The sequence below is a fragment of the Chitinophaga terrae (ex Kim and Jung 2007) genome, assembly GCF_900107795.1.
Classification (GTDB): domain Bacteria; phylum Bacteroidota; class Bacteroidia; order Chitinophagales; family Chitinophagaceae; genus Chitinophaga; species Chitinophaga terrae.
In genome coordinates this window covers 116,044-142,380 of sequence record NZ_FNRL01000005.1, presented here as the reverse complement: position 1 = coordinate 142,380, position 26,337 = coordinate 116,044, and the positions used below count along the sequence as shown (strand labels likewise).

At 46.1% G+C, this 26,337-nt stretch carries 25 protein-coding genes and 1 tRNA gene; 15 read left to right on the top strand and 11 right to left on the bottom strand.

The features are described from left to right. Window positions 1–145 precede the first annotated feature (145 nt). On the bottom strand, window positions 146–376 hold the full coding sequence (locus BLV62_RS07105) for a DUF433 domain-containing protein (protein WP_089760119.1): 231 nt from the start codon (window positions 374–376) through the stop codon (window positions 146–148). 767 nt (window positions 377–1,143) lie between these two features. Here BLV62_RS07105 and BLV62_RS07100 point away from each other — a divergent pair. The 4 genes from BLV62_RS07100 (at window position 1,144) to BLV62_RS07085 (ending at window position 5,132) form a co-directional block, all read left to right on the top strand. After that, window positions 1,144–2,484, top strand: coding sequence for a hypothetical protein (locus tag BLV62_RS07100; protein ID WP_089760117.1), 1,341 nt, complete (start codon window positions 1,144–1,146; stop codon window positions 2,482–2,484). A 166-nt stretch (window positions 2,485–2,650) separates the two neighbouring features. After that, entirely contained in the window at window positions 2,651–3,019 is a 369-nt protein-coding gene (locus tag BLV62_RS07095) for a hypothetical protein (RefSeq protein ID WP_089760115.1), read from the top strand. An 81-nt stretch (window positions 3,020–3,100) separates the two neighbouring features. After that, a complete protein-coding gene (locus BLV62_RS07090; protein WP_089760113.1) occupies window positions 3,101–4,240 on the top strand; it encodes a 6-bladed beta-propeller in 1,140 nt (379 codons plus the stop codon). A gap of 94 nt (window positions 4,241–4,334) precedes the next feature. Further along, complete coding sequence (locus BLV62_RS07085; RefSeq protein ID WP_089760111.1) at window positions 4,335–5,132, top strand: TerC family protein; 798 nt, start codon at window positions 4,335–4,337, stop codon at window positions 5,130–5,132. Here BLV62_RS07085 and BLV62_RS07080 read toward each other — a convergent pair. Beyond that, a complete protein-coding gene (locus BLV62_RS07080; protein ID WP_089760109.1) occupies window positions 5,129–6,145 on the bottom strand; it encodes a LacI family DNA-binding transcriptional regulator in 1,017 nt (338 codons plus the stop codon). The two genes, BLV62_RS07085 and BLV62_RS07080, sit on opposite strands and share 4 nt — an antisense overlap. A 142-nt stretch (window positions 6,146–6,287) precedes the next feature. Between BLV62_RS07080 and BLV62_RS07075 the strand changes: the two genes are divergently transcribed. From BLV62_RS07075 to BLV62_RS07035, 9 genes are all read left to right on the top strand, one after another. Further along, entirely contained in the window at window positions 6,288–9,374 is a 3,087-nt protein-coding gene (locus BLV62_RS07075) for a SusC/RagA family TonB-linked outer membrane protein (RefSeq protein WP_089760107.1), read from the top strand. Between the two features lie 22 nt (window positions 9,375–9,396). Next, window positions 9,397–10,950: a SusD/RagB family nutrient-binding outer membrane lipoprotein gene (locus tag BLV62_RS07070; protein WP_089760105.1), complete on the top strand. Its 1,554-nt coding sequence runs from the start codon at window positions 9,397–9,399 to the stop codon at window positions 10,948–10,950. A gap of 73 nt (window positions 10,951–11,023) precedes the next feature. After that, window positions 11,024–12,967 carry an alpha/beta hydrolase family protein gene (locus BLV62_RS07065; RefSeq protein WP_168927820.1) on the top strand — a complete coding sequence of 648 codons (1,944 nt, stop codon included), beginning with the start codon at window positions 11,024–11,026 and terminating at the stop codon, window positions 12,965–12,967. A 4-nt stretch (window positions 12,968–12,971) separates the two neighbouring features. Continuing rightward, a complete protein-coding gene (locus BLV62_RS07060) occupies window positions 12,972–14,411 on the top strand; it encodes a Gfo/Idh/MocA family oxidoreductase (protein WP_089760102.1) in 1,440 nt (479 codons plus the stop codon). Between the two features lie 23 nt (window positions 14,412–14,434). Then, complete coding sequence (locus BLV62_RS07055) at window positions 14,435–15,172, top strand: glucosamine-6-phosphate deaminase (protein WP_089760101.1); 738 nt, start codon at window positions 14,435–14,437, stop codon at window positions 15,170–15,172. 99 nt (window positions 15,173–15,271) lie between these two features. Beyond that, the gene (locus BLV62_RS07050; protein WP_089760099.1) at window positions 15,272–15,664 is read left to right on the top strand and encodes an acyl-CoA thioesterase; all 393 of its coding nucleotides are present in this window, start codon (window positions 15,272–15,274) and stop codon (window positions 15,662–15,664) included. 38 nt (window positions 15,665–15,702) lie between these two features. Further along, entirely contained in the window at window positions 15,703–16,185 is a 483-nt protein-coding gene (locus tag BLV62_RS07045; protein ID WP_089760097.1) for a DUF4126 family protein, read from the top strand. 66 nt (window positions 16,186–16,251) lie between these two features. After that, window positions 16,252–16,322: transfer RNA gene (locus tag BLV62_RS07040), tRNA-Gln, on the top strand. A gap of 251 nt (window positions 16,323–16,573) precedes the next feature. Further along, a complete protein-coding gene (locus BLV62_RS07035) occupies window positions 16,574–16,804 on the top strand; it encodes a hypothetical protein (protein ID WP_089760095.1) in 231 nt (76 codons plus the stop codon). 195 nt (window positions 16,805–16,999) lie between these two features. On the opposite strand, the gene BLV62_RS07030 is transcribed toward BLV62_RS07035, so the two are convergent. Then, the gene (locus BLV62_RS07030; protein WP_089760094.1) at window positions 17,000–17,782 is read right to left on the bottom strand and encodes a type 1 glutamine amidotransferase domain-containing protein; all 783 of its coding nucleotides are present in this window, start codon (window positions 17,780–17,782) and stop codon (window positions 17,000–17,002) included. Window positions 17,783–17,881: 99 nt separating this feature from the next. Between BLV62_RS07030 and BLV62_RS07025 the strand changes: the two genes are divergently transcribed. Beyond that, window positions 17,882–18,472 (top strand): Crp/Fnr family transcriptional regulator, encoded by a 591-nt coding sequence (locus tag BLV62_RS07025; RefSeq protein ID WP_089760092.1) that lies wholly within the window; start codon window positions 17,882–17,884, stop codon window positions 18,470–18,472. 2 nt (window positions 18,473–18,474) lie between these two features. On the opposite strand, the gene BLV62_RS07020 is transcribed toward BLV62_RS07025, so the two are convergent. Both BLV62_RS07020 and BLV62_RS07015 read right to left on the bottom strand, forming a co-directional pair. Then, window positions 18,475–18,963: a hypothetical protein gene (locus BLV62_RS07020; RefSeq protein WP_089760090.1), complete on the bottom strand. Its 489-nt coding sequence runs from the start codon at window positions 18,961–18,963 to the stop codon at window positions 18,475–18,477. A gap of 140 nt (window positions 18,964–19,103) precedes the next feature. Continuing rightward, entirely contained in the window at window positions 19,104–19,859 is a 756-nt protein-coding gene (locus tag BLV62_RS07015; protein ID WP_089760088.1) for a DUF1444 family protein, read from the bottom strand. Between the two features lie 148 nt (window positions 19,860–20,007). Here BLV62_RS07015 and BLV62_RS07010 point away from each other — a divergent pair, with 148 nt between their 5' ends. Next, window positions 20,008–20,544, top strand: a complete 537-nt coding sequence (locus tag BLV62_RS07010; protein ID WP_089760087.1) for an SMI1/KNR4 family protein — start codon at window positions 20,008–20,010, stop codon at window positions 20,542–20,544. Window positions 20,545–20,556: 12 nt separating this feature from the next. Here BLV62_RS07010 and BLV62_RS07005 read toward each other — a convergent pair whose 3' ends face one another. The 6 genes from BLV62_RS07005 to BLV62_RS06980 all read right to left on the bottom strand — a co-directional run bounded on the left by BLV62_RS07005 (window position 20,557) and on the right by BLV62_RS06980 (window position 26,313). Then, entirely contained in the window at window positions 20,557–21,066 is a 510-nt protein-coding gene (locus BLV62_RS07005) for a GNAT family N-acetyltransferase (RefSeq protein ID WP_089760085.1), read from the bottom strand. Between the two features lie 158 nt (window positions 21,067–21,224). Next, complete coding sequence (locus BLV62_RS07000; RefSeq protein ID WP_168927819.1) at window positions 21,225–21,938, bottom strand: DUF4625 domain-containing protein; 714 nt, start codon at window positions 21,936–21,938, stop codon at window positions 21,225–21,227. 41 nt (window positions 21,939–21,979) lie between these two features. Next, complete coding sequence (locus BLV62_RS06995) at window positions 21,980–22,465, bottom strand: DUF4625 domain-containing protein (RefSeq protein WP_089760082.1); 486 nt, start codon at window positions 22,463–22,465, stop codon at window positions 21,980–21,982. A gap of 11 nt (window positions 22,466–22,476) precedes the next feature. Then, window positions 22,477–24,876: a TonB-dependent receptor gene (locus BLV62_RS06990; RefSeq protein ID WP_089760080.1), complete on the bottom strand. Its 2,400-nt coding sequence runs from the start codon at window positions 24,874–24,876 to the stop codon at window positions 22,477–22,479. Window positions 24,877–25,000: 124 nt separating this feature from the next. After that, a complete protein-coding gene (locus BLV62_RS06985) occupies window positions 25,001–25,348 on the bottom strand; it encodes a hypothetical protein (RefSeq protein WP_089760078.1) in 348 nt (115 codons plus the stop codon). Window positions 25,349–25,527: 179 nt separating this feature from the next. Further along, a complete protein-coding gene (locus BLV62_RS06980; protein WP_089760076.1) occupies window positions 25,528–26,313 on the bottom strand; it encodes an AraC family transcriptional regulator in 786 nt (261 codons plus the stop codon). Window positions 26,314–26,337 lie beyond the last annotated feature (24 nt).

Below are 26,337 nucleotides of genomic sequence, written 5' to 3'. Positions count from 1 at the left end.
ACCGGCAAAATAAAAATCAACTTCGGTATTTGCGGAAGGTACGAAAAGGTGAGAATACAGAAATTTTATTTTGCAATAATCTATTTGGGAAAAAGAGGATATCACCTGGAGTCTTGATGGCGAAGTAGATCAGGGGGCTATATTATCAGCTCGCAATGGGATAGTAATGGGTATTCTTTAAATTCAGTGCAGCAAAAGCGAGGGCTGCATAAATAGCTTCTTGAGTAATGTGCGGATGAGCTACAAGAATATCCTGCATTGTTTCTCCTTTCGATAATTTTTCCAGGATTAATTCAACAGTAATACGGGTACCTTTAATGACAGGCTTACCCAGCATAACTGTAGGATTAATTTCTATGTATTGTAGTACGTCCATTGAATATTGAAAGTTATAATACTATCAGTAATATCATCATATTTATAAAGTTACTACAAAAAATTCGACCCGGTGTGCTATGACTGGACTTGACAGGCTAAAAATTGCAATCGGAATATTAAAAAGATCGGAAAAAATCTGACTAATCAATTTACCCCAGGATTGCTGAAATAAGCAAGCAAGACAATCTCCTGCAATTTACCTGGAAAAGAACTGAAATAACAAGGAATGCACATCCTCATAACACACAGGATAAATATATTTCATTGGGCGGCCTGTAAAGCTCGCTCTCTCCCCAAATAAATAAAATATACAAGGTGAAGGGAGTGATTTGTTTCCCCAATTGTTTTTCTGCTAAAACAATTTTTTCAATGTTGTATTATTAAATAAATTATCCTATATTTAGATTGAGCTTATCCGGATTGAAAACTGTAGTAAAGAAATAGAATATAATATTGTACCCGGTTTGTTGATTGTATCTGTGCCCGGAATGCCTCCTCGATCATCAGTTCAACCTGTATCAGAAGAAGTTAGCACCTTAGATTGACCAGAAACACGTTGTTGTTTGGTGCGCATGCCAGTTATTCACATTTGAAAACAAATTTCTATCCAATGATACCTGACGAAGCACAGCTTTTAAATAAGCCACATGTAAGAGAAACGGGAACCCTGGTTTAAACAGGCATTACCGGTACCTGGATTAGTATAGCATAGTTGCTATGCCTGCCATTTTCATTCTTTTTTTTTACAAGTTTCACGTTATAAAAATGAATCACAACGTTAGTGCTATTCCCGCGCGCCGCAAACTTCCGCGTCTGAAAGAGATCATTGCCGTTAATGATGTAATGTTATCTGTAGCCGCCCTGGTACTTGCTACACTAGTGGTCTACTTCCCCACATTTTCCAATGAATTTCAAACACACTGGGACGATCAGTGGGTGGCGATCAACGCCTACACAGAAAATGGATTCAATGCACAAAACCTGTGGGCTATCCTGACCGATTTTTATAAAGGACAGTATGCCCCGCTTAACCAGTTGTCGTACACCGTCCTGTATTCGCTGTTTGGCTACGATCCCTTCTGGTTTCACCTGGCAGGTTTTGTTCTGCACACCTGCAATGTATTGCTGACCTTCTTCCTGGTTCGGAGCATCCTAAACAAATCGGGAAGTTTTAAACAGGTTTCCGTATCCAGGATCTCTTTTATTACAGCCGTAATTATGGCCGTTCATCCACTGCTGGTGGAATCTGTAGCCTGGATCTCGGCATCGAAGATCCTTATTTACAGCTTCTTTTATTTAATAGGACTCCACTTCTATTTAAAATATGTTGCTTCAAGTAAAACGATTTACTATTTACTCGCAACTCTTTTTTTTATCCTATCCTTTGGCGGTAAAGAACAGGCAGTTACTTTCCCGGTATGCCTGCTGCTAATTGATTATGCCATAAACAGGAACCTGAAAAGCAGGAAGGTATGGCTCGAGAAATTGCCTTTATTTTTTATGGCGCTGGTTATGGGGTATATCACCCTGCTCTCACAAAGCGCCGACCAGGCCGGGTTACTTTCCGGCGCCCGTCATTACCCGTTTTACCAGAACGTGATCTTCGCCAGCTATTCGGCCACTGAATATGTAGTGAAATGCCTCATCCCTGTTAAACTCAGCTACCTGTACGTTTTCCCGAATGCGATCGGGGAAGAGGTGCCTGTAAGATTCTGGATATACCCGTTACTGTTACTGATACTGTTATTCGCATTCTGGGATTTTTGGAAGAAGAAATGGGTGTTTTTCGGGATTATGTTTTTCCTGGTCCACATCAGCATGGTGCTCCATATTATTCCGATGTCCAGGTTTGCAATGATTGCCGACAGGTATGCTTACATGGCGTCTATCGGCATATTCTTTCTTATCGCATATTTCGCCGACAAGGCAATGGATATTATTAAGTACAGGAATCCTGCAATGGTGCTCGCCTGTATTTACACGCTCTCTATTGGTATTTATGCACACCGGCGGACCACGGTATGGCATAACAGCGATACGCTGAAAAAGGAGCTAAAAGAACTGCTCGAGAAGAAAGAAAATTATTCTAACAATCCAACCAGATGACAACATCCATTCACTATACTAGGGCGCAGGGATATGACCTGCCCGATATTTCAGCGGAGTTATTCCTGCTGCAATACTGGTGACCCCCCAGGGGGTCTGTCTATAATTCATTCGCTAAACCGCAAAGATCAATTAACAGCATATTCACCTTTAAAAAATAATAACCATGAAAAAAGCACTTAAAATCGCAGGCGCATTGGCCGTTGTAGCCATATTGGTTTGTAACCTCCAATATGCACTTATCAGCTTCGATATCACCAATTCTTCCAACAAAGCGTCTGCCGCCTGGATCGACTCCGGATCTGGCAACAGGTACTGCGGAACAACCGGCGACAGGACCTTCAGAACAGGTACCTGGGTTTGGGTAAATGATGATTACTACGCAGTTGTTGAACACTGGTATGGTTATGATACTGGTTACTACGTATTCTATCCCAATAATTCAGGAACCCAGTGCGGCGTTGAATATAACCCTTACACACCGCATAACAACTACCATGATGTAACAAATATTCCGCCTACCATGGTGCCTTAATAACTTTCCATTTTAATCTGCCACTTCACTACCGGAGTGGCAGATTAACTCTTATTCCTAAGCTGACTCAACAAACTACTAATGAAGCAAAACCTATTGGTCTTTTTCCTACTGCTGCTGGCGTCCTGCGCTCAGAAGGCAGGCAAAGATGCGTACGTTCCTCCCGCTACAAAAATCAAAATAACACCCCTGGATAGCCAGGCTGTTTTTATAGACGAGATTGCCGACAGCATTTACTATGTTCACCTGAAAACCAACAAAGATTTTTTTGTAAGACATATCACTAACTTTTTCGCTACAGATAGCCTGATCATTATTGCTGATCGCTCGCAAAATGCAGTGCTGATATTCGATCAGCAGGGTGTTCCCAAAACAAAGATCTACCAGGTAGAAAACAAAACGGGCCAGTATAGTAGCATGACAGACGTGCTGTATGACGAACATCTGCAACAGGTAGAAATCCTCGACCTTAGCCAGAATAAGATTTTCAGGTACGACCTTAACGCCAGGCTGGTTGAGGTACTTGAAATCATCGGCTCCAGGTACTTCGGTCTGACATTCGCAAAAAGCAAGGGAATGTATGTAAGCGAGATTGTCAATAATAATAAGGAAATGGTAAGGCTAAGGATATATGAACAAAAAGGTAAAATGGTGACCTACCATTCACAGCAACTTAATTTTTTTCCATTGATTAAAGAGCTTGACATTGCTTATCCCCACCAGTTCGACAACTACAGAGATTCGATTTTCTATTTTCCCCTGCTCGACGATAAGATCTACAACGTAACGCTAAATGGCGCCATACCTGTTTACCAGGTAGATGCCCCCAAAGAAAACCTGATAACAGAGGACGCCAAATCCATTACAACAATTAAAGACCATTTTGCGTATTGGAAGAAGATGGAATCTTCCAATATTATCTACGACAATAATTCATTGTTTATTACAGACGATTGGGTATCGTTCAGGTACAGTTTTCAATCAAGGATCAGCCCAAGGAATGTGTTCTTTTCAAAGCAATCAGGTAAAGTGCTTCAATTCACAGAATGTAACAGCAGGAAAGATACTTCCTTCCGTTCGCGCAACCGGGTAATAGGAAAACTGCATGACTATTTTGTTATGAAGGTGCCGCCTCTCTCGCCACCGGCAACAGGGAAGGAGAAAAGTGAAACCCCGCCCGATGATGTCAGTTTCATGTTCTTTAAGCTAAAACCTTTTTAATAGTAAGTACGTCAGGTCAGTTGTATATAAAGTATTGAAACTACGGGAGGTATTATGATTCTTTTCCGTAATTTTATCATTCAACCTATAATTCATGCAACATCTGCTGACCTTCGACGCGCTAATGAGCTTGTTGACGCTAACTGTACTGGAGATCGTTCTCGGGATCGACAACATTATTTTTATTTCTATCCAGGCCGACAAACTTCCCGGCCACCAACAAAAAAGAGCCAGGTTGGTAGGACTTGGCCTCGCCATGTTTGTAAGAGTATTGCTCTTGCTGTCTATCAGCTGGATCATGTCGCTTACCCAACCCCTGTTTAACATCGGCAGCTGGGTAGGCGTTTCTAATTCTTCCTGGCTGGAAAAAACAGTTATTTCGGGAAGGGATCTTATACTCCTGCTTGGAGGGCTGTTCCTGCTTTACAAAAGTACCGCCGAGATACATGATAAACTGGAAGGGGAAGACCATTCTGCCGCCAATACAAAGAAAGCCGGTTTCTGGCAGGTGATCATCCAGATCTTATTGCTGGATATCGTATTTTCACTGGATTCGGTTATAACGGCTGTGGGAATGGCAGATCATGTAGAAATTATGATCGCTGCTGTGATCATCGCAGTAGGGGTAATGATGGTTGCTGCAGAACCGATCAGCAACTTTGTGAACAAACATCCAACAGTGAAAATGCTGGCCTTATCTTTCCTGCTGTTGATCGGCGTATCCCTGATCGCGGAGAGCTTCGATCAGCATATTCCTAAAGGCTACATCTATTTCGCAATGGCATTCTCTGTATTTATCGAGATGTTGAACCTGAAGGTGAGATCCAGGGAGAAAAAGCCCGTGGAACTGCATAACCAGCCTCACTGGCCTAAAGATGAACAAAAGAACTAACTGCGCCGGCTGCTTTCACGCACGATCAGCCTGCCCGGCAGTATCACTTCTTCAGGAATGAAATGCTTCTTCCTGATATGATTCAATAAAAGCTGGCAACTTCGCTGCCCTATCTCAAACGCCGGTTCGGCAATAGTGCTCAGCGAAGGAGAAATAATAGAAGACATGGGATCGTTGGTAAAACCGATGATCCCTATTTCTTTTCCTACCTGTACCGCTAGCTGCTTAAACGAAATGATCGCCCCGATCCCTTTCCTGTCGTTCACGGCGAAAACAGCATCCGGCTTATCATTCAGTTTCCATAGTTGCCTGGCGTCTTCTTCCCCGCTTTGCTGTGAAAAGCCGGAATGGATGATCCATTTCTTCCTTACAGCCAGTTTATGCCTTTGCAATGCGTCTAAATAGCCCTGCAGCCTTGCTTCTGTAAGCGTAAGCCCTGCCGGCCCCGTGATATGCGCGATCTTCCGGTAACCGTTGCGGATCAGGTGTACTGTTGCTTCATAAGCCCCGTTATAATCATCCTGCATCACCTTCGAGGTCCTGATATTTTCTACTACCCTGTCAAAAAATACTACAGGTACTCCATCGTCAATAATCTCCTGGAAATAGTGACTGGCATCCGCCTTACTGGAAACAGAAACCAATAATCCATCCAGGCTGCTGAACGAAAGATTGCGTACAATATTCTCTTCCCTGGCAGCATCATCGTTGGTTACATACAGGATAAGGTTATACCCGTTGCTGTAAGCCACTTCCTGTATGCCCGTAAAAACAGTCGAGAAATAATAGTTAGTAATAGCCGGTAGTATCACTGCCAGGTTATGCGTACTGTTCTTTACCAGTCCTGTTGCATTGAAATTAGGCTTGTAATTCAGTTTGGCAGCCATTTCCAGCACCATTTTGCGGGTGTCGGCATTCACATCATGCGTGTCTCTCAACGCCCTGGAAACTGTGGAAACAGAAATACTCAGTGCATAGGCAATATCCTTTATGGTTGCATAGTGTCGGCGCATTCTCTTACAGGTCTGTTGGCTATACCTATAAATATAAGGAATCGAGAACGTTCTCGGTGAATTTTCTGCTGAAAGATTTTGAGTAGTGTATTTTGTATGAAGATTTTAGCAACCAGGATCACCATTAAAAATCGTTTGTGTTATGAGACTTCACCTGTATATTCTGCTCATGATCATTATTGTTTTACCAGGAAAACTATCTGCACAAAACCGGTCTATTCATGGCACGGTAAAAGATGCTGGTAACCAGTCGCCACTCCCTGGAGTAAGTGTTGCGATCAAAGGAACTTCTAAAGGCGTCACTACCGACGCCTCAGGCAAATTCCAGCTGGAAGCGCCGGAAGATGCCATCCTGGTTTTTTCTTTTGTCGGGTACGACAAACAGGAGATCCCACTTCAAAGCCGCGCCAACATAGATGTCAGGCTGCAAGCCAGTACCACGGGCCTTAATGAAGTAGTGGTAACAGCCCTGGGTATAGAACGTAAAACACGATCGCTGGGCTATTCTACCCAGCAGTTAGACAATGTTGCTATCAATACAGTGAAAGATCCTGGCGCCAACATCATGAACACGCTGAACGGTAAAGTAGCCGGGGCAGTTATCACCCCTGCTGCTTCGGGGCCGGGAAGCGCTGTAAGAGTGGTGCTTCGCGGTAACAGGTCTATCTCCGGCAACAATAATGCCCTGATAGTGGTAGATGGTGTGCCTATCGATAATACTATGTCAACAGAAAAAGATGGAGGCGGATCTGCCAACGCCATTTCCACTCAACCTAAAGGCATCAGCAGCAGCTACGCGGGGAGCGATGGAGCCGCCACCATCAATCCCCAGGATGTAGAATCAGTGAACATTCTGAAAGGCCCTGCAGCTGCGGCTTTGTATGGTAGCCGCGCTGCCAACGGGGCCATTATCATTACCACTAAAAGCGGAAGAAGCGGCAAGCTGGCAGTGAACTATAACGGGGGCGTATCGTTGGACCAGCCTTATATGCTGATGAAATTCCAGGATACCTACGGCTCAGGAAACGGGGGCCAGGCAGGTACCAGGGCTGCTACCAGCTGGGGAGCCAAAACCACTACCTACCCCGGCAACGTAAGAAGTTTTTTTAATACAGGCGTTGCCGTTAATAACTCCGTTGATATTTCCGGTGGCAACGATAAGCTCAGGGGATACGCTTCCTACACCAACAATTCCAACAGCGGCATCATTCCGAAGAACAGGCTAAACAGGAATACATTAAATGTGCGCGTAGCGGCCGATGTATTGCCCCGTTTAACCGCCGACGTTAAGCTGACCTATGTAAGCCAGGAAATAAAGAACAAACCCAGGCTGGGCGACCAGGGCGTAGCCAACGAAGCTTACCTGATGCCCAGGGACCTGAGTGAAGACTCGTTGAAGAAATTTGAAGGTATCGGCGCAACCGGGCAACCTTATCCCATTTACTGGACCAATTCTTCTACCTTCCAAAATCCTTACTGGGATGTATACCGGAACAGCCTCGACGAATCCAGGAACCGCATTATGCTGATGGGGTCCGCCAAATATAAACTTACCGACTGGCTGAGTTTACAGGGCCGGTACAGCCTCGACAGGTACGACGATCGCATAACTGCTTCCTATTATTTCGGAACAGTAGTATTGCCGGTGCAACCTGGAGGACGTTACCTGGAAGCTTATGTCAACCACTGGGAGAGGAACATGGATGTATTGCTTTCTGGCAACAATAAAATTTCCGGCGATTTCCATGTTTCCTATAACCTGGGAGGGAGCTTGCTGAACAGCCGCGGTTACAATACGCAGATCCTCGCTAACGGTTTAAGTATTCCTAACCGCTTCAACCTCGCATTCGCCACCGCACCCGTTACAACCAATACTACCGTGCAAAAAGAGATACAGTCGGTTTATGGCAATGCCCAACTGGATTTCCGGCAATACCTCTATCTCGACGTAAGCGCCAGGAACGACTGGTCATCTACTCTTCCAAAACCATATAGTTATTTCTATCCTGCTGTAGGACTATCTGCAGTGGTGTCTGATATCTTTAAGCTGCCGGAGTGGGTGTCTTTCGGCAAGGTAAGAGCAGCTTATACGCAGGTAGGTAACGATGCCAGTCCTTATATGTTACTGCAGTTATACAACTATAACGTGGGTGCAGGAAAAGGGTTTGTTTCCCGCGATAATACAAAAGCCATCAATAACCTGAAACCGGAACAGACAAAGTCGTATGAAGCCGGTTTGGAATGGAAGTTCTTTGATAACCGTTTAGGCATCGATGCAACTATCTATAAAAACAATACCATTAACCAGTTATTATTTCTCGGGCTTCCCTTGGCCAGCGGGTTCGACGACCAGTACATCAATGCGGGGAATGTAGAAAATAAAGGATTAGAGATCATGCTGAATGCAGTTCCTGTCAGGAAAGCAGATTTCAACTGGAATACAGCGGTGAATTTCGCTACGAATAAAAACACTGTGCTCTACCTGAAAGAGGGGATCGATTATGCCACTTTATCATCCTCCGGTAACTTTGGCCGGCTGCAGATGAGAGCAGGAGGTAAATACGGTGATATCTATGGATTTGGCTGGCAGAAAGATGAGAAAACAGGTCAGTATTTAATCGGGCCCGATGGATTGCCTGTCGTGCAGGATAACCAGTACCTGGGCAACTTCAATCCTAAATATACTTTGGGATGGAATAACCAGCTCCAATACAAGAATTTCAGCCTTTCGTTTTTGCTGGATGGTCGTGTAGGCGGTATAGTTATATCCGGTACTGATGCGCTGCTTGCTTACTATGGCGTTGCCGACTATACAACCAAATTCAGGGATGGCGGGTTGATATTGCCGGGCGTAAAAGCAGATGGCAGCACTAATACTACTGCAATCACCGCAGAAAAATTATGGACCTCTCTTTCGTCTGGAGGGCGCGACGGCAGAGGGCAATTTTTCGCCTTCAACGCTACCAATTTCAGGTTAAGGGAATTATCGCTGGCTTATGATTTCGATTTTGAAAACAAGCTGGTGAAACATGCACGTCTTTCTTTTACAGGACGCAACCTCTTTTTCCTTTACCGGGGAAAATCGTTGCTCGATATACCAGGTATTGGCAAGCGCACTTTGCCTGTGGACCCTGAGTCGGCCCTGGGAACAAGCAATTACCAGGGTATCGAAGCAGGCCTGCCGCCGGCATTGCGCAGCTTTGGCCTTAACCTGCAGGTTTCTTTCTAGTCCGGTAAAAAAAACAACAACCATGAAAAAACAACTGAAATATATACTTCCAGCATTGCTGCTTTTGGGAAGCGGCTGTACCAAGAATTTTGATTCGCTGAACCAGGACCCCAGCAGTCTTACAGGGATTACAAAAGCGGAACTGCCTTTCATGTTCGCAAAAGCAGAATCGGCTGCCTGCCTTAACCAGGGCTATTACCAGACAGTTCAGAGCCTGTACGCCGATCTGTATGCACAGTATTATGCGCTGAACACAAATAATTTCCAGACAGACAGGTATGCCATCAACGATGGTTGGTTGCCAAGGCCGGGAATCGTAACTTATGTACAAACGGTGCCGCAGTTGCGTACGATCTTCGAGAATACCGATCCTTCGTCGGGCGAATATGCGCTGGCAGAAATAATGTGGGTATTGGCTTTTCATTACCTGACAGATTATTTCGGTCCTGTTGCGTATTTTGATGCGGGCAAAGCACAGGACGTGATTGCATATGATGCACAGGACAAGATCTACGACGATTTCTTCAAACGACTGGACCATGCTGTGAAGAACCTCAAAGCGTCGGGAGTGAGCACCGTGTTTGCAGATAATGACCTGATCTATAAGGGTGATGTGCAACAGTGGATAAGATTTGCGAATACCTTACGTTTAAGACTGGCCTTACGTATTTCAAAGGTATTGCCGGATAGGGCAAAGCAGGAGGCGGAAGCAGCGGTAGCCGCGGGAGTGATGACAGATGCGTCGCATACCGCCACTATGGAAAAATCTACCCTCGGAGGCGATGGCAACGGGCTTTCCAATGTGGCTGCCTATAACGAATTCAGTATGAGTTCCACGATGGCCAGTTACCTGAAAGGATACAACGATCCGAGGATGAAGATCTTCTACCAGCCGGCTGTGGCAACGGGAGAATTCAGGGGAGTGAGGAACGGATCATCCGCTATTTCATTAAACAACCCGCTTAACCAGGCGGCCCAAACTTCCAACGCGGGATCTTACTGGGCTGTATGGAGCGCTGATAATAAATTGTGGATGCCGCAGCTGGCAGCCCGCAAACATGTGATGATGGCTGCAGAGGCATGGTTGCTAAGGGCAGAGGGGGCAGTGAACGGCTGGAATATGGGAGGTACGCCGCAGGAATTGTATGAAAAAGGAATAGCGGTTAGCATGGAGTATTGGGGTATTAAGGATGAAGAGCTTATTAAAGCTTACATACAGGGAACAAGTTTGCCGGCAGCGCCTGGCGACCTGGAAAATTCGCCTGCTGTTGCCAATATCCCGGTTAAATTCAGCGCTTCCCCGGCCGTTCAGCGTCAGCAGATCGGTACGCAGAAATGGCTGGCTATTTACCCTGACGGGAGGGAAGCCTGGGCTGAGTTCAGGCGGAGCGGGTTCCCGGCCATGTACCCCGTTGTACAATCGGAGAATGCCGACCTGCCGCAGGGAACGTTCATCAAACGTTTGCCTTATCCAAGTTCTGAAGCGGCGAATAACAAAGAGGAACTGGAAAAAGGAAAAAAACTGCTCGGAGGACCCGATAATGCAGCTACCCGCCTCTGGTGGGATGTGGATTGATCTTAACGCCTAAAATCATATATCATTGAAATTACTCGTATCATTTTTTGCTTTGATGTCATTAACTGGTTTTGTGTCGAAAGAAAAGCTGCCAAGGGTGTTCCCGGCAGAACGTACAGATATTATCCAGTTACAACTGAAGCAACAGGCGGCAACGGCATTTCAGTCGCATGTACTGCCTGCCACTGCTGCAGAATGGGAACAATACAGGCAACAGTTAAGGCAGCATATTATCCGGGCCAGCGGCGTGAAAATGTTCCATGATCTGCCGCTGAACATTAAGGAAACGGGCAGGGTGCAACAGCCTGGCTACACCATACGCAACATCACCTTCCAGACGAGGCCGGGAGTTTACACAACAGCTAATCTCTACGTGCCCGACGGTAAAGGACCTTTTCCGGCGGTGATCAATATGCACGGGCACTGGAAAGATGGCAGGATGGGAGAGATGGTGCTGGCAACCGCCCAAAGCCTCGCAATGAGCGGTTATGTTTGTTTAAATGCCGATGCCTGGGGAGCGGGGGAAAGAACAACGGTTTCCGGCCAGCCGGAATACCACGGCGCCAACCTTGGGGCTTCCTTGCTGAATACAGGCAATACACTGTTAGGAATGCAGCTGACAGATAATATCAGGGGAGTAGACCTTCTCTGCAGCCTGCCAGAAGTAGATAAGAACAAGATCGGCGCTACAGGGGCCAGCGGGGGAGGCAACCAGACCATGTGGGTGTCGGCGATCGATGAACGGATCAAAGCAGCTGTTCCTGTTGTGAGTGTTGGAACTTTCGAATCGTATATCCTTAACAGTAATTGCATCTGCGAATTGCTGCCAGATGGCCTCACATTTACGGAAGAAGCCGGCGTACTGGCTTTGCTTGCGCCCAGAGCGCTGAAAATATGCAATGCCATCAATGATAATAACAAGTCATTCTATCCTTCTGAGATGCTGAGAAGCTATCAGCATGCCGCATCCGTTTTTAAACTGTTGCAGGCGGGCGACAAGATCAGCTACCAGATATTCAATACTACACATGGTTATTGGCCGGAGATCCGCGAAGCAATGATAGGCTGGATGGATCTGCACCTGGAAGGTAAAGGCAACGGGGCGCCGCATTTGCTGCCGCCTGTAACAGCTCTGCCTATGCAGGAGTTGCTGAACTTTAAAAACGGGAACAGGGATAGCAGCGTAGCCACTACCGCTGCCTGGTGCAGGAGAGAAGCCGACCTGGTTAATGTTGCTCCCGTAAGCCGTGCCGCGCAGCGGCTGGCATTGGAACGCCTGTTGAAAACAGGCAAACAAACAGGTCTGAAAGCTATACACCAATACACTGCCCAACAGGGATGGGAAAGAGTTGCACTGGAAACAACTGCAGGAAACCTGATTCCTTTGCTCATAAAAGCGCCTGCAATCAGGGAGAAAGGATATGTAATTGCCGTTCATCCCGGGGGCAAAGACAGCGTATCGCGGTCTGATATCCAGGCATGGGCAACGGAAGGAGTTGGGATCGTATTACCTGATTTGTGGGGCACGGGAGAACAGGAGTCGGTAATGGCGAAGACGGTAGACGGGAGTCAGCCGCCGTTTCATACGCTTGCCCGTTCTGTGATGTGGCTGGGAGGTACGGTACAGGGCAAGTGGATAAATGATCTGGAAATGATCACTGATTATTTACAGGAACAAAATGGGAATGTTCGTGTAGTCTTAAACGGTAGCAAGGAGGCCGGCATAGCCTCCTTGCTTTTCACCACCCTGGGAGGTAGGGCTGCAAAGGTGGTGCTGGATGGAAGCCCGTTAAGTTACCGGTTCGATACCAGGGAAGGAATAGATTATTTCACTATGGCGGTACATATTCCTGGTATTTTGCCCTGGGGAGATGTGCCTATGGCAGTGGCATTGAGTAAAAGTGAAGTAGAATGGAAGCATCCGGTTACCATGGCGGGCAGGGAGGTTGGCGATAATGAGTGGAAGCATTACCAGGCTATGGTGCAACGATTTAAAAAATTACCTGAAAATAAGTAGGAGTATGAATAACAATCGCAGAGATTTTCTGAAACTGGCAGGGCTGGCAGGTGCAGGTATCACCGGAAGCGCTATCTTGCCGGGCATGAGCCATGCACAAGAAAAGAGATCCTATGCCCTGGACCATATCCGGAAACAGGCGGCCAGGAAGTACCAGCAACGTTTCAATATGAGCGGTTATGCAGCGCCGCCGATAGAAAAAGTACGTATAGGCTATATCGGCCTGGGGAACCGCGGCTCCGCTGCGGTAGAAAGGATCACGTACCTGGATGGGATCGAGATCAAAGCGTTGTGCGATATCCGCCCGGAAATGATCGCCGCTACGAAAGAACGTATTAAGCATTCGCCGTATCAACCAGCGGAATATACAGCACAGGCAGACGCCTGGAAACAGGTATGCGAAAGAGAGGATATTGACCTTGTCTATATTGCCACGCCCTGGGATCTGCATACTCCCATTGCAGTTTATGCCATGTTGCACGGCAAACATGTGGCAACCGAAATACCGGCAGCTATTTCTATGGATGAATGTTGGCAACTGGTAGAAACATCAGAAAAAACGAGGAAGCATTGTGTGATCCTGGAAAACTGCTGTTACGATTTCTTCGAATTGCTGACGCTGAACATGGCAAGGCATGGGTTTTTTGGAGAAATAGTGCATTGTGAAGGCGCTTACATCCACGATATTTTTGAAAGCGTTTTTGACAAGGGAAAACGCTATGACCTCTGGCGATTGAAACAGAATGCAAAGCGCAATGGCAATCTTTACCCTACCCATGGCCTGGGTCCTGTTTGCCAGGTGCTGAATGTAAATCGTGGAGATAGTATGGAATACCTGGTTTCTATGCAGAGCAATGATTTTATGATGCATGAGAAAGCAGTGGAGCTGGCAGCAAAAGACAGCAGTTATGAGCAATATACAAAGGCGCATTTCCGCGGAAATATGAATACAACCACTATCCGCACCCGTAAAGGAAAAACGATCCTCTTGCAGCACGATGTTACATCGCCGCGGGTATATTCCAGGTTGCATACCATCAGCGGCACCAGGGCCAGCGCGCAGAAATACCCGTTGGAACCAAGGATTGCCGTAGGGCATGAAGCCTGGTTATCGGCAGATGAGTATAAAAAACTGGAAGAGCAGTATACACCGGCAATAGTGAAGAAGATCGGCGAAATGGCGAAACAGGTAGGCGGGCATGGAGGAATGGATTTCCTGATGGACTGGCGGTTGATCGACTGCCTGCGTAATGGTTTACCGGTGGACATGGATGTTTACGATGCAGCCGCATGGAGCGCCATAGGGCCGTTAAGCGAATGGTCTGTTGCGAACCGTTCTGCCCCTATTGATATCCCCGATTTTACATGCGGGGCCTGGCAACATAATCAACCCGTTGATATCTCATTGCAAAAAGGAGGAACTACCGGCGTAGTGAACAAATAATCATTTCCCGAAAAATCATACTCATGAAAATAATCAAATCAAAGGACCCGCAGGCATTAGGACTGGAGGCGGGAACGGCTGCCGCTGCCCTGGTACGGGCGGCGATCAAGGAAAAAGGAGAAGCCAATATCATCCTGGCCACCGGCACCAGCCAGTTTGCCACATTACAACAGTTGATTAAGGAAGATATTGACTGGAGTAAAGTGAATATGTTCCACCTGGATGAATACATTGGTTTGCCCATCACGCATAAAGCGAGTTTCAGGAAGTATTTGCAGGAGCGGTTCCTGGATAAGGTAGGCGCTTTAAAATCTGTACACCTGATCAATGGAGAGGCGGCGGAGCCGGCAGAAGAATGCCGGCGGCTGAATGCAGCGATATTACAACATCCTGTTGATGTTGCATTAGTAGGGATAGGGGAGAACGCGCACCTTGCATTTAATGACCCGCCTGCCGACTTTGAGACCAGGTCGCCTTACCTGGTTGTAAACCTGGACCAGGCTTGCCGGCAGCAGCAATTGAATGAAGAATGGTTCAATACTTTTGAAGAAGTGCCTTTGCAGGCGATCAGTATGTCGGTGCACCAGATCATGCAATCCAGGCATCTCATCTGTTCGGTGCCGGGCGAAAGAAAGGCGCAGGCGGTAAAAGACAGCCTGGAAAAGGAAGTGAGTAACCTGGTTCCGGCCAGCATACTGCAGCGGCATCCCGACTGCACCTTTTACCTGGATGCGGCATCCGCGGCCAGGTTATCAAAATAGATAAGCGACAAGGATACTTTTACCAGGGTTGGCTTTCGGGCAGCCCTGGTTTTTTATTTATCCAGTTCCTAATTTTGCAGTGAACTAACACAGATTGTCATGAACTTTTACACCCGGAAATGGGTAAAACCAGAAGACCTCAATGCTCACGGAACTTTGTTTGGAGGTAGTTTATTGAGATGGATAGATGAAGAAGCTGCTATTTATTCCATCATACAACTGGGCACCAATCGCTGTGTTACCAAGTACATGTCTGAGATCAATTTCATTAACTCTGCCCGCCAGGGCGATATTGTGGAACTGGGGATTAAAGCCACACATTTTGGTAGAACTTCATTGACACTAACCTGCCAGGTAAGGAACAAGATCACCCAGCGTACTATCCTGACGATCGATAAAATGGTGTTTGTAAGCGTGGATGAAGACGGAAGGCCCGTTCCACATGGCAAAACGCATATTACTTACACGGATGAGCGTTTGCGGGAAGAATAGGCCAGTCTGACCGGCATAATGATTGTTGCGCGTTTTGCATGAGCAACAATCAAGTTTCCCCATTAAGCAAAACGATCGGTTTAGGTATCGTTTCCGGCATGCGTAGCGCTTTTGGGCCCGCATTTGCCAGTTATTATGTTAATAAACATCCTTCTGAGAAATTGCGGAATTCTCCTTTAAAGTGGATGCAGAAAGACGCAACTATGCGTTACCTGCAAACTATGGCAGCCGGAGAACTGGTTGTAGACAAGGCCTCGTGGGTGGGTAACCGTACCTCGGCCCCAGGGCTCACAGGCCGCATTATGGCCGGCGCACTGGCCGGGGCTACCATTTACCAGGCGAAAGGCGGAAAGAGCTGGAAAGGAGCTATAATTGGCGCAATAGCGGCAACTGCCGCCACCTTCCTGTTCTTCCATCTCCGGAAGTATGCAGATCGCAAACTACCGGTAAAAGACAGAACGATAGGTGGGCTGGAAGACGCGCTGGCAGTGGGGGTAGCCACATTGCTTACCAGGAAATAACTATTGCGGGCAAAAAATTTGTTTTTTAAATGGAAAGCACTACCTTTGCATCCCGTTTAAAGCAATTGCCCAATAGTATAATGGTAGTACGACAGATTTTGGTTCTGTTTGTCTAGGTTCGAATCCTGGTTGGGCAACTTTAGAGATAACCCAATTTTTCTAAGGATACAGGAACCCGTTGAAACAAAATTTCAACGGGTTTTTTGTTGCCCGTAATTCACAAATATTGCATATCTCCCACAACAGCAATACTGTGGCAGCATTTCAACAAATTCGCCCTTTCTTTCTCCGGTCTTCCTTCTAAAAACCTATTATTTCTCTATTCTGTACAGCATTAGATCCATGGCGCAATAATTGGATAGAAGTAAGTGTACCAAAATGCTGATTTATGAAAAAGATACTTATAGCAGCCACTTTGGTGGGTGCAGCAGGTGCAGGTCTTTTTATGTACATGAGACAACGTAACCAGGGAGGAAAAATAATGGATGATATGAATGGATTGGCAGATAAGGCAACACAGAAACTGAAGAAACACTGGCGCAAGATCACTCAAACCGCAGACGAATTGCAAACTTCAAACAACTCAACTGATAATACATACAATCATTCCATGAGTTAACCCCAAAGCTTATTTCACGCAAAGGCGCGAAGGAGGCAAAGAGCGCAAAGGATTTTTAAAGAAAATTAAGAGGCAAAGGAATAGAAATTATGTTATATAACACAACATAATTTTTATTCCTTTGCCTCTTAAAATTCGCTTCGGTCCAAAAATCCTTTGCGCTCTTTGCCTCCTTCGCGCCTTTGCGTGAAATAACTATTTCGATAAGGCTTGGTACAATAATTCTGCAACCTCAGTAGCGGAAGCAGGATTCTGGCCGGTGATCAATGCTCCGTCTGCAACCGCAAAAGGTTGCCAGTCGGCGCCTCTCTGGTAAAGAGCGCCCAGCTCTTTCAGGCGGTCTTCCAGCGGGAAAGGAACAAATGCAGTGGTTTGCCCTGCCTGTTCTTCGCTGTTTGTAAAGGCAGATACCTTTTTACCTTTAACCAGTGGTTCGCCATTTGGCGCTTTAGTGTTCACTAACGCTGCAGGTCCATGGCATACTAATGCTACCGGTTTGCCCTGTGCATAGAAGGATTCGATGATGGATATGGAAATCTCGTTCTGCGGCAGATCCCAGGTGGGGCCATGGCCGCCCGGATAAAAGACAGCGTCATAATCCGCGGGGTTGATATCAGCTAATTTCCTGGTGTTATTGAGTTGCTGCCGGGCTGCTTTATCGCTGTTAAATTTTTTCACGCTCTCTGTAACGTACGCCGGTTGCTGGCTTTTAGGATCAACAGGTGCAGCGCCGCCGGCAGGAGTTGCAATAGTTATATCCGCTCCCTTTGCAAGCAGGTAATAGTATGGGGAGCTGAATTCTTCTATCCAGGTGCCTGTCGCCTCGCCGGTAGTTCCTGCTTTGTTGGCGGAACTTAATACAAACAGTATTTTTTTGTGTTTCATTTTTGATTTTTTAATTGTGGACTGTTGCGCATATCCCGGAATTGCGGATAACAGTATCCAGGCTGCCAGGACTATTTTTGCGATATTCTTCATACTTCTTTATTTTGTGCAAAGATCGATACAGGAAGCCCCCTTAAACAAGGAGGCGCATCACATTTATAATGTGATACAGATCACATCAAACAAGGAATTATGGACCACATGCTTCGCCGGCAAATTGAGAAGATTGTGCCGCTGACAGACAGCGAATTTGACCATGTGCTGTCATTTTTTGTGAAAAAGAAATACAGGAAGCATCAATTTGTAATACAACAGGGCGATCCCGTAAACTATGAATACTTCGTGGTTTCAGGATTGCTGAAGTCCTACATCCTTGATGAAAGTGGTAAAATGTATATCATGCAGTTTGCGATGGAAGACTGGTGGTTCTCTGATTATACCGCCTACCTGAACGGCGCTGTTGCCAACTCCTTTGCCGATTGCCTGGAAGACAGTGAACTGCTGGGTATAACAAAAGAGAACAAAGACAAGCTATGCAGGGAAATGCATAAAATAGAGCATTTTTTCAGGGTTAAATCCAATTATGGTTATGTAGCCTTGCAACGTCGCATATTCTCGCTGCTTTGTAACGATACCCAGAAAAAATATAATGAACTGTTCGAGTTGTATCCTTCACTTTTCCAACGGGTACCCAAAGCGCTGCTTGCAGCCTATATAGGCGTATCCAGGGAAACTTTGAGCCGGCTTTCTATTTCGTCCGGCCGGAAAACACAGGAAGATTAAGTTTATTCAAACCCGTAATTTGTTTCCATATTGCCGCTGAAAACCAGTTTGCCGGTAGCAGGTGTCAGCTTTAATCCAAACGTATAATCGCCCGTTTCATCCAGGTAACTGGTAATGGATAGTTTATACCATCCGTTAGGTACAAAAAATGATAGGCTCTTATCTTCCGTCATTTTTGCAACATTAGTTAAATAGCCAATCCCTGTCACCCTGAATTCTCCTGATAAAACCTGTAATACCCAACCCTGTGATTCAACAAGATAAGCCGGCGGCAGGTCTTCTATTATCTTGAAACTATAGTAATCCGGCGGCACTCCTGTAATGGGAATTATACCTCCGTTCCCTGTTACAACATCTCCCTCGTTGGAACTGGTGAAATGTGATAACAGGTCATTGTTCGCTACCTTGTTATCAGCTATATATTTTTCCAGGAATAACGGTTCATAGATCACGAAACCTCCCAGCTCAGAAAAAATTTTATTTCCTTCCATACAGTGTTTCTAGCCTGGCAATTTAGAACATTTTTACTATGGAATATGCGATAAAGATTTCTTCAGCATATCTGAAAGAAAATAAATAACCAAGCCATTACCAAAGTGACGGCCTGGTTATATAAACTAAAATGTATTATTTAAGAAAGTTGCGGAGGAAGAGTTACCTGGATCTTATTCTTCTCAATGATCTTCTGGAAGTTTACCTGTCCCTTTTCATCAAACAATTCATCCATTGTTGAATAAACCAATTTCCTCTGCCCGTCCTTTTCATATAGGTTCATACGGAACCCTAACGGTACGGCATATTCTACTTTGTTGGCATCCGCAACAAACACCATTTCTGTGATCACTTCATTGCCATAGTCCTCTTCCCTGAAAGCTACGAAGTGGAAGTAAAAAAAGTTTTCAAGCATTGGGAAGTCTTCATGATAACTTGTTATCATGAGGCATCTTCTGCGGGGCGCTGAAATAATGATCCTGTCTGTATTCAGGGCTTTACATGCTTCTGCAAGGAAAGCAGCTGAAAGGATCTTCTCTGAGGAGTGGTCATTCCCTGATGCAAAGATAACACGGTTATCCAGGGTTTGAGACCGCTCAATTTCGAATGGATAATTGTCTATGTTCTGTTTCCATTTGTTGAAGTTCTCTTTCACCGCTTCATTCTCCAGGTCGGCCGGCATGATATACTCGAAGTTATCTCCTGCATCCTGGGCAAAAACAATGGTGAGTTCTAATGAGTCCCCATTCGTCACAAAAGGATAATGAACAACGCGTGATGTTCCCCGCCAACGGGCATCTTTGATCATCGGGTAAACAAGTACTTTGTCTTTTTCAATTGGTGTTAAGGCAGGGGCAGCTTCAGATTTTCCAAAAAGTTTTTTAAATAGTCCCATAATCTGGTTTTTCGAATTAACAATGATTGATGCCCTGGGGACACAGGCAACAACTAAAATTACAAATTCTTGAAACTACCAGCGTCAAAAATCCCGGCTTGAAAATCCGGGAATTAGAATAATTTCATTTTGCAAATATCAATAGGCTATGAAAGACCAGGTGATAAAAAACATTATTGATACTCATCTGAACAAATGGGTGGAAGATGAATTAAATAAGCTGCCAATAGAAATCGATCCTGCCATGGCAGGACCAGTCAATGAAGACGACGACGACTGGAATACCTGGCTTCCCATCCCAAGTACAGTTACTGATGCAGAAATAGAAGATTTTGAGAAACAGTTAGGCCATAAACTGCCCGGCGATTATAAGACCTTCTTAAAACACCGGCATTTTTATGAACTGCAGATTGGGGAAGTGTCCTTTTGTTCTCATCCCGTAAATACCTGGAGAGCAGATCTTGCGGAGAAGATCTTCGAAGGCTATCCTACAAAGTACCTGCTGGATAAAGGTTATATCCCTTTTGCCGACTGGAGCGACTGGGGACTTCTATGTTTTGATACCAACAGGAACCAGCAGGACCATAACTACCCGGTTGTATTGTGGGATCATGAACTGGCTGATGAGGTGGAAGACAGGTATGATGATTTTTATGACATGGCAGTGAAGATCGGCAAGGAATAATAAGAACTGTCTTTAATCCTTTAGTACTTTTTCAAAGGCTTTTCTTGGAGAACCCCTGAACACCACTTCGCCACAATATACATAACCCAGCTTTTCGAATATCTTCAACATGCCGGCGTTGTCAAAATTGGTATCGGCTTTCAGGCTTTTGATATGATGCTGCCTTGCAAAAGCTTCTATATGTTTTAACATCACCTGGGCAAGGCCTTTGCCAAGGTATTGATCAGAAACAGCCACGCGGTGGTATACAACAAAGTCCCCTTCTGTTACCCACTTCCCCTGGATATCTGCGTAGGCGGGTTCGTCGTTGATCAATATAGCGCAATAACCAACAATAGTACTCCCATCTGCTAATACATAGCCATATCCTTTCTCTATGTCGTTGCGTACAACATCGGGGTTGGGATAACCATCCTGCCATTGGTTGCTGCCTTCTGCTTTTCTTCTTGCTATGCCGCCTTCCAGGATTTCCCAGATCTGGCCCAGCTCCGCTGGTACTGCTTTTCTGAATGTATATTCCATAACCTGATTGTGTTTAGATGGGCTGATATGCGCCGGTCAAAACTCCCGCAAAGGTCCGAAGACTGTTCAATCTTCCCAAACAATATTTTCCAATCAGATCTATCGGTAAAACCGATTTGAAAAGCCTGCCGGGAACGACCGGCAGGCTACCGTACAGCTTAAGGTTTGTCGAAATGCGTTTCAAATTCTTTTTGCTTTCCCTTCTGATCAGTAATGTTCAGGTGAACATGATAATGCCCTGCGGGCGCTTCACTGATGTTGATATGTTTATGAAGATGATAAGCAGTTTGACCTACCATCGCGGCATCCGTATAGGTAACAGACTTCTCCCAGTTACCATGGATCTCCACTTCTACTTTTGCGATCTTATTAGTGGCCGCAATTTCAGCTTCCAGGTGCAGATCTGAACCGTCGCTGTTCAAGCCTACTTCAAAACCGGTAGCAGTTGGCAAAGTAGGATCGGTTTTGATCTCAATCTCTGCTTCATGCGTTTTTTTCTGTCCACGTTGGTCGGTCACGGTTAACCGAAGTTGATAATGACCGGTAGCAGCTTCGGCAGGTATAATAATATGCTTATGGAATTCCGCATTTTTCAGACCTGCAAAACCGGCGGTGTATACAGAATCAAATTTCCATCCTGTACCTGAGGCAGGCTGAATGGTTACTTGTACGTTGGCAATAGTACCCGGCGCTGTTACCTGTGCTTCCACATGGATGTCGGAACCCGTATAGCCGGTCATGTTATTGCCGGAGCCTATTTCTATATCAGCCAGCGAAGGGCCGGGCGTCACTTCATCCTTGTCTTTGGAGCAGGATGTGAATAGCAGTGACAATGCAATTACCGGGATAAACCATTTTGAAATACGTCTCATAGTTTGTTTTGAATTTTTGATATGTGTGAAAATGTTTACGCTTACCTGATCTTGATGCTTAATCCTTTTATCGTTTGCCATCCTTCCGCGTCCGTTACCAGGATCATAAAGTGATAATCGCCCGGCTCAATATCCGCTGGCACGGGGATCTCGACGCTGGCGGAGTAGGAAGAAGAACCCGCCGGAATAGGAAAGGATTTAATGTAGAGGAAAGGGTTCACCGGCGTTTTTACCGGGTCCATCGTACAGTCATTTACCTCGGTGCTGTGCGAATGATGATCGAAATTATGATGCACGTCGAGCGAGAAGGAACCCAGTTGTACATTGTCTTTCAGCCGGGCTTTGAATACAAACGTTTCCCCACGTTTGATCTCGCTGCATTGTTTTGGAAAGGCATCGGCTGCACTTACGTCAATTGTCGGGTATTCGGTATCTACCGCTTTATCATCTTTTTTACAACTGCCCAGGAATAATATTCCCAACAGGCCGAAGGCTCCTAACGTTTTTACAAGATTTTCTCTCTTCATACTTATACTTTTTAATCTTTTATTTTGAATGGCACTTTCAGGCTCAATACTATATTTCTTCCCTGCTCCGGCAGTTCTATCAGCCTGTAGAAGCTGGTATGGTTCAGGTAACGGGTATTCAGTAAATTCTGCACCTGCAGGTTTACCTGCACTTCATGCCTGCCAACCGCTATCCTGCTGCCTGCCTGGAAATTGAATACCTGGTATCCCGGCGTCTTTTTCTCAGGAGGTACAATGTTGTTCTGGGCGCCGGTTATCCTGCAATCAAGCGAGCAGTAATTTTTTCTGAAAACCTTTCCCTGCCCTGGTTGCCAGGTAATATTGAACAAGGCCGAAGGGGGTGGAGAAAAAGGAAGCGTGTAGCCTTTCTTGTTACCTGACAGCTGCTCGGCATGCAGGTATTCTCCGCTTACTTCTGCCGAAAGGCATTCAAAAACCTGGTATCTTGCCTGTATTTCCCCACCATAGCGGAATACCCGGCTTTGAGCGTACTGGAATACCTGGTTGCCCGCGCCATAATTATAATCATGGGCAGAAGTCGGATTCAGGTAGATGTAATTAGGGAAGAAGTTGATGAATGGACTCACCTGTACCGACAACCTGCCGCTTGTCCAGCCAAGGCTCAGGTCTGCCTGGTACGATTGTTCCGGCGCTAAAGAAGGGTCGCCTTTCTCATAGCTGAAATAGTGATAGTTGACCCCATTGGCGGATAATTCTTTCGCAATAGGCATACGGAAGCTTTTCCCGATGTTGAACTTTGCATTGAAGTGATCTGCATTGTAATTCACGCCGGCCGACCATACCCAGCTATGGAATGTTCTGGCAAGATTTTCGGCCCTGGTAAGTCTTTTTGTTGTGGTTTCGCCGTCCTGCTCTATGGAGGAAGGGAACCAGTCGTCGTACCGCTGCATTGCCAGGCGCCCGTAATCGTAACGCATGGCCGCATGCAACAGGAACCGGTCATTCAACGTGATCTTGTCGTACAGGAAAATACCAGCCGTATGTTGGTAGAACGATGGTACCAGGAAGCTCCAGCCGCCTATCTTATTGTCCTGGTATTCTGTGTTCAGGCCTGCGGTAATGCGATGTTTGCCGGCAGTGAAATTATCCCGGAAATTGAGGGAGTAAACATGTTTATCGAACTGCCTTTCCAATGCAGCGGGGATGCCAAGCGTATCGGGATATACGGAAGGCATATAACCATGGTTCACATATTGGTTGAATTCCTGCCTGAAATTTCGTTGATATCCCAGCTCCAGTTCCAGCAGGTGCAGGCCTGTTTGCAGGCTGCTTTTGTTGATAACTTTGAAATGATTGACTTCCTGGCTGGGGTGAAGTATATCCCTGGATGACCTGTCGTGAAGCGCGTTATTTACCCGGCGAGGTTCAAGCCCGTGGGCATTGGCGAAGAAGCCGCTTTTACTGTATACGTTGCTTATATAGAATAAAGACCTGAAATGTTCCCCTAAGTAGCCGGTAGAGAGGTGCAGGCCTGATTCGCGCCCGGCGGTATTCCGGAGAAAGTTCTTGTGCAATCCCGCTGCATAACTGTATACATACACGGTATCGGCAGGTACGCGGTAGTCTGCATAGTTTTGATAGGTTACCCGTCCATCGGCCATCCATTTTTTATTGCGGGCATAGAAGTTGGCAGAACCTCCATAGAGGTTATTGTTGGTTTTGCCTATGAGTTCTATGGAGCCGCCCATGGTATTAGGCCCGGGCGGAGGAGGAGGGAGTACATTGATCGTACCGGCAATGGCGTCGGAGCCATAAATGAATGAGGCGGCGCCTTTAACCAGTTCAATTTCCCCGGCCGCAAACTGGTCTATCTCCAGGCCATGATCCGCTCCCCATTGCTGCCCTTCATGTTTGATCCCATTGTCGATAACCGCCACCCTGTTGAATCCCATTCCCCGTATCAGGGGTTTCGACTGGCCGGAGCCTATTCCAATGGTCTTGACGCCAGGCAACCGTTCCAGGGTTTTCATCAGGCTGCCGCCCAGGTGTTGCCTGATGAAGTCTGTTTTTATCACATCAAGGTTCAGCGATTCTTCATTTTTCCGGGTAGTGATATGATTATCTTTCACTACCACTTCCTCCAGCTCCGTTATACGCTTGTGCATAACGATCTCTACTCCCGCCCCGGGAATAACTACGGGAATTTTCTTTTCCCTGTAACCGGCCCGGGTAGCCGTGATCACGAATTCGCCGGCTTTGAGCCCGGCTACTGAAAAGTTCCCCGAAGGACCGGATGTAACAACATGATGCCCGGGGGTAATTAGGATCTTTACACCCGGTAACGGGGCGCCCTGGGCTGTCAGTACTTTTCCATGCAAGCCGGCATCCTGAGCAAAGGCTTTCGCCAGCCCCAGCAGGCAGGATATCAGAATATAGTATTTCTTAAACATACGGCACTAAACCTTGCAGGCAGGAACTGCCTGTAAAGCGGATTACGATGCATCTCCACCGGAGATACAGGTATAATTGAATGAATTACCGGCCGCTGTACCGCGGCCTGGCGTGGGAGAATAATTACGCGGCTACAGCAGGCGGGCCTTTGTTGGTAAAGGCGTTGAGCGTCATTTTATAGATACCTGCACAAACACGCCCGTTATGTTCTATAATGGCAGGTAATGGCGCTTCCAGGGTTGGAGGATAGGGCAGGTCAAAATCTTTGCCCTGGTGATGTATGTGATAGCTGCATGCCTTGCAAAGGGAAGTGATTGACCCCGATTTGCTATCCTTGAAATTTTCTGTATGCTCAATACAGGTATGAGAATGAAAGAAAGGAAGAAAGGTGGCATAGGTAAAGCAAACCAATAACAGGATCGCGAGAACCTGCCTGCCAAGCTTTATGATATGTGATAAATTCTTCCTCATTTATGCAACAAAGTTGCAAAATAAATTTTAAAAACCAAGATTATATTTTAAGGAAGAAAAATATTAATCGGGTCTGCTAACGGGAAGGGCGGCTGGCCACAAGACCAGCCGCCCTGGTATATATAGAAACTAAAGGCTTTTTATAGACATGAAGACGATTGGCATTTTAAAATATTGTATCAGTTCTTCCTGAAATCTGTAGGTCTGGAATTGGTGAATTCGTGGAATGCGTCGCTGAACGAACTGATGGAAGTATAACCCACGCTGTAGGCGATATCGCTGATAGGTTTGTTGGTTTTCAGGATCAGTTCAATGGCTTTAACCATTCTCAGGGTTTTTAAATACTGGAGGAATGAAATATGTAAAGATGCCTGGAAGAGCCGGGAGAGGGAGCGTTCACTGATGTTGAACCTGCGGCTTACCCCTTCCAGGGTTAAGCGTTCGGCGATATTTTTTTCCAGGTAGCGGGTGATCTGCTGCATGTGTTCATCGTCTGTTGTTGGCAGGATGATGGGGAGAGCTTTGTTGTTTAGTTCAGGCAGCAGTTTCTTTAACGCCACCAGGAACTCGAAATTTTCGTCCTTCTGGGTAACATGCCGGCCATCCCAGCGCTCAGAATAATTGATCATCTGGATCAGCAGCTCGCTGGCGGGGTAAATGCCCAGCTTTGTGTAAAAGACGTTACGGTCGTCGTCGTGGGCGTAAAAGTATAAAGAACGCAATACGGTGGCCGAATTAGCTATCCGGAGGATATGCGGCATGCCCTGCGGGATCCAGAAATAATGCCTCGCCGGCACCACATAGGTCTTGTAGTTGATGGTGATATAGGCGATCCCGCCTTCTACATAACTCAACTGACCTTTATTATGAGAATGCAAAGGGATCAGTTTTTCGGATTTCTCGTGCATTACAAACACCGAATTCCTTTGTTTATTAATCTCAGGTAAGGATGCTATTAAACCCATAATGCAAAGGTAAAAACAAATTGG

Excerpts from the sequence above, each read along its gene's own strand:
- BLV62_RS07105 (WP_089760119.1), bottom strand. The coding sequence starts at position 376 with ATGGACGTACTACAATACATAGAAATTAATCCTACAGTTATGCTGGGT.
- BLV62_RS07100 (WP_089760117.1), top strand. The coding sequence starts at position 1,144 with ATGAATCACAACGTTAGTGCTATTCCCGCGCGCCGCAAACTTCCGCGT.
- BLV62_RS07095 (WP_089760115.1), top strand. The coding sequence starts at position 2,651 with ATGAAAAAAGCACTTAAAATCGCAGGCGCATTGGCCGTTGTAGCCATA.
- BLV62_RS07090 (WP_089760113.1), top strand. The coding sequence starts at position 3,101 with ATGAAGCAAAACCTATTGGTCTTTTTCCTACTGCTGCTGGCGTCCTGC.
- BLV62_RS07085 (WP_089760111.1), top strand. The coding sequence starts at position 4,335 with ATGCAACATCTGCTGACCTTCGACGCGCTAATGAGCTTGTTGACGCTA.
- BLV62_RS07080 (WP_089760109.1), bottom strand. The coding sequence starts at position 6,145 with ATGCGCCGACACTATGCAACCATAAAGGATATTGCCTATGCACTGAGT.
- BLV62_RS07075 (WP_089760107.1), top strand. The coding sequence starts at position 6,288 with ATGAGACTTCACCTGTATATTCTGCTCATGATCATTATTGTTTTACCA.
- BLV62_RS07070 (WP_089760105.1), top strand. The coding sequence starts at position 9,397 with ATGAAAAAACAACTGAAATATATACTTCCAGCATTGCTGCTTTTGGGA.
- BLV62_RS07060 (WP_089760102.1), top strand. The coding sequence starts at position 12,972 with ATGAATAACAATCGCAGAGATTTTCTGAAACTGGCAGGGCTGGCAGGT.
- BLV62_RS07055 (WP_089760101.1), top strand. The coding sequence starts at position 14,435 with ATGAAAATAATCAAATCAAAGGACCCGCAGGCATTAGGACTGGAGGCG.
- BLV62_RS07050 (WP_089760099.1), top strand. The coding sequence starts at position 15,272 with ATGAACTTTTACACCCGGAAATGGGTAAAACCAGAAGACCTCAATGCT.
- BLV62_RS07045 (WP_089760097.1), top strand. The coding sequence starts at position 15,703 with ATGAGCAACAATCAAGTTTCCCCATTAAGCAAAACGATCGGTTTAGGT.
- BLV62_RS07035 (WP_089760095.1), top strand. The coding sequence starts at position 16,574 with ATGAAAAAGATACTTATAGCAGCCACTTTGGTGGGTGCAGCAGGTGCA.
- BLV62_RS07030 (WP_089760094.1), bottom strand. The coding sequence starts at position 17,782 with ATGAAGAATATCGCAAAAATAGTCCTGGCAGCCTGGATACTGTTATCC.
- BLV62_RS07025 (WP_089760092.1), top strand. The coding sequence starts at position 17,882 with ATGGACCACATGCTTCGCCGGCAAATTGAGAAGATTGTGCCGCTGACA.
- BLV62_RS07020 (WP_089760090.1), bottom strand. The coding sequence starts at position 18,963 with ATGGAAGGAAATAAAATTTTTTCTGAGCTGGGAGGTTTCGTGATCTAT.
- BLV62_RS07015 (WP_089760088.1), bottom strand. The coding sequence starts at position 19,859 with ATGGGACTATTTAAAAAACTTTTTGGAAAATCTGAAGCTGCCCCTGCC.
- BLV62_RS07010 (WP_089760087.1), top strand. The coding sequence starts at position 20,008 with ATGAAAGACCAGGTGATAAAAAACATTATTGATACTCATCTGAACAAA.
- BLV62_RS07005 (WP_089760085.1), bottom strand. The coding sequence starts at position 21,066 with ATGGAATATACATTCAGAAAAGCAGTACCAGCGGAGCTGGGCCAGATC.
- BLV62_RS07000 (WP_168927819.1), bottom strand. The coding sequence starts at position 21,938 with ATGAGACGTATTTCAAAATGGTTTATCCCGGTAATTGCATTGTCACTG.
- BLV62_RS06995 (WP_089760082.1), bottom strand. The coding sequence starts at position 22,465 with ATGAAGAGAGAAAATCTTGTAAAAACGTTAGGAGCCTTCGGCCTGTTG.
- BLV62_RS06990 (WP_089760080.1), bottom strand. The coding sequence starts at position 24,876 with ATGTTTAAGAAATACTATATTCTGATATCCTGCCTGCTGGGGCTGGCG.
- BLV62_RS06985 (WP_089760078.1), bottom strand. The coding sequence starts at position 25,348 with ATGAGGAAGAATTTATCACATATCATAAAGCTTGGCAGGCAGGTTCTC.
- BLV62_RS06980 (WP_089760076.1), bottom strand. The coding sequence starts at position 26,313 with ATGGGTTTAATAGCATCCTTACCTGAGATTAATAAACAAAGGAATTCG.